Annotated in this window: 2 protein-coding genes and 1 pseudogene; 2 read left to right on the top strand and 1 reads right to left on the bottom strand. The window is 56.3% G+C overall.

Annotated features, from left to right (window positions below):
- Window positions 1-73 precede the first annotated feature (73 nt).
- Window positions 74-997: pseudogene (locus OKC40_RS22150) on the bottom strand (fatty acid desaturase); the annotation flags it as partial.
- A gap of 147 nt (window positions 998-1,144) precedes the next feature.
- Here OKC40_RS22150 and fabR point away from each other — a divergent pair.
- Both fabR and OKC40_RS22140 read left to right on the top strand, forming a co-directional pair.
- The gene (gene fabR / locus OKC40_RS22145) at window positions 1,145-1,765 is read left to right on the top strand and encodes an HTH-type transcriptional repressor FabR (protein WP_058054236.1); all 621 of its coding nucleotides are present in this window, start codon (window positions 1,145-1,147) and stop codon (window positions 1,763-1,765) included.
- A gap of 19 nt (window positions 1,766-1,784) precedes the next feature.
- Window positions 1,785-2,150, top strand: a complete 366-nt coding sequence (locus OKC40_RS22140) for a YijD family membrane protein (RefSeq protein WP_058054237.1) — start codon at window positions 1,785-1,787, stop codon at window positions 2,148-2,150.
- Window positions 2,151-2,556 lie beyond the last annotated feature (406 nt).

Here is a 2,556-nt window from a genome sequence, read left to right as displayed (position 1 = left end):
GCAGAGAAAATCCAAGCAAAACAACACGTTAGACGGTATTATTAATTCGCTTGCCGCTTAAGGTTCTGTACATGAGCAGCGCCTGCCACAGTTCGCGATCCTCCTGCTTGCGCAATCTGGCTTGCGCCCGCTTCAGCTGCATCTGCAGCCGGGCCTGCTCGATACGCTCCTCCGGCGAGGATCTGAGATCCCCCGCCAGACCGCACCAGGAGGCAAGCCGGATTAACCACTTGGTCGGATCGAACTGCCACCAGTGAATACCGTTGCGGTAATCATTCTCGAACAGGTGGTGAAAGTTGTGGTACCCCTCGCCAAAGGTGAAAAAGGCCAGGATGCCGTTATCGCGAGCGGTATTGCGGTCGGTATAGGGCTGACTGCCCCAGATATGGGCCAGCGAGTTGATGAAGAAGGTGGTGTGGTGAGTCATCACCATCCGCAGCACGCCCGCCAGCAGCAGCATGCCGAGCAGATCCCCGTGCCACAGGCCAAGCAGCAGCGGCAAACCCAGATTGGTCGCCAGCACCAGCACCAGATAGTGACGATGCTGAAACGCGACCACAGTATTGTTCTGCAGATCGCGCACATTGCTGTAATCGCCATAGCGATCTCCCTGATGCTCCCGCAACATCCAGCCGATGTGGGAGTACCAGAAGCCGCGCCCCGCGCTATAGGGGTCTTTTTCATTGTCATCCACATGGCGATGATGACGGCGATGATCGGCCGACCAGTGCAGGGCCGAATTCTGCAGCGCCAACGCGCCGCCGATGGCAAACAACCACTGCAAAGCGGGGTGCGCCTTATAGGCCTTGTGCGACCAGAGTCGGTGATAGCCTGCGGTGATGGAGAGACCACTCAGGCAGAACAACAACAGGAAACTGGCCCACTGCCAGAGATCGTAACCGTGGCTCATGCCGTACCAGGGCACGACAATCAACGCCACTATCCCGGAGAGGGAGAACAGCAGGGTATTGGTCAAAATAATCGGGGGTCTGGCCATCTCATTGCATCCTTTCAGCGAACAGCTGTTCACCATTTTCCATGGCGATTTCCTCAGGGTCAATGGTAAAAAAATAGGATACAAACCTGACCCTGAGGCGCCTTCGGGTTATCATTTGGCCTCAATAAGCTGAAGGTGACTGATTTCGTGGGTATTCGCGCTCAACAAAAAGAAAAAACCCGGCGTACATTGATCGATGCTGCATTCAGCCAACTGTGCGCCAACCGGAGTTTCTCCAACCTCAGTCTGCGGGAAGTGGCTCGCGAAGCGGGCATTGCGCCCACCTCCTTCTATCGCCACTTTCGTGACATGGAAGAGCTGGGGCTGACTCTGGTGGATGAAGGTGGCCTGACCCTGCGCCAACTGATGCGCCAGGCGCGCCAGCGCATTGCCGGTGGTGGCAGTGTCATCAGCACCTCGGTGCAGACCTTTATGGAGTTCGTCGAGAACAACCCCAACATTTTCCGGCTACTGCTGCGGGAACGCTCCGGCACCTCGGCCGCCTTTCGTCAGGCGGTGGCTCGCGAGATCCAGCACTTCATCGCCGAGCTGACCGATTATCTGGAAGCCACCACCGAAGCGCCACGGGAAGATGCCTACATCCAGGCTGAAGCCATGGTCACCATCGTATTCAGTGCCGGTGCCGATGCGCTCGACATGACCAGCGAAGAGTGCAGGGCACTCTCCGATCGTACCATTAGCCAACTGCGGATGATCGCCATGGGCGCCGAGGTACAAAACCAGAAGCGCCGTGCACCTCACCCATGACCACAGGATGGAGAACGACATGCCTGAACAGCTTATGATCCCGAAAAAACCGCTCGCCATGGCCATGCTGATTGGTATCTGTGGCGATGCCTCGCTGGCCGTGCTGACCAACTCGGTGGTGCCTTTCTCCTTCTTCCCGCTGATTGCCCTCTGGCTGGCGGCCTATCAGCTGTTCCAGCACTATCGCCATGAACCCATGGTGGGTAATACCCCCATCTGTACCCTGCTCTGCTTCTTTATCGGTGCCTTCGGCCACTCCGCGCTGCTCAAGGTGCAATACCCGGAGCTCGGCAGCAACTTCTTCTCCCTGATCATGATGCTGCTGCTACTGGCAGCCCTCTCCATCAAACTTGGCCTGAGCATTGGCAACAAAGAGAAGCCCTGATAAATCGACCGATTGATGGCAATCACTGATCACTGATAGATAAAGAAAAGAGGCCTTCCCAACGGGAAGGCCTCTTTGTTTGTGGCACACACATTAATCCAAGCGGGACGATGTCCGGATGAAGGAGGGGAGAGCATGAAGCACACCAGCACCCTGCCCCCGACAGATGCCGGTCTTGACCGATAGCAGAGCGGCAAATGGTTGAGGAACGACCAGAAAAGGGCGGGATTGATAGACAAAACAGCAAGGAGTGAGGGATTTTTGGTCCAAGATGATAAAACCAAGACTTAAAAACGCGTATAGCAAAAAGGCCTTCCCATTTGGGAAGACCTTTCAAATTAGTGGCGGAGCGGACGGGACTCGAACCCGCGACCCCCGGCGTGACAGGCCGGTATTCTAACCGACT

Origin of the sequence: Aeromonas sp. QDB11 (genome assembly GCF_027705265.1) — a bacterium.
Taxonomy (GTDB): Bacteria; Pseudomonadota; Gammaproteobacteria; order Enterobacterales; family Aeromonadaceae; genus Aeromonas; species Aeromonas allosaccharophila.
Note: the sequence above shows the minus strand (reverse complement) of the source record. Positions and strands in the feature narration are given on the sequence as shown.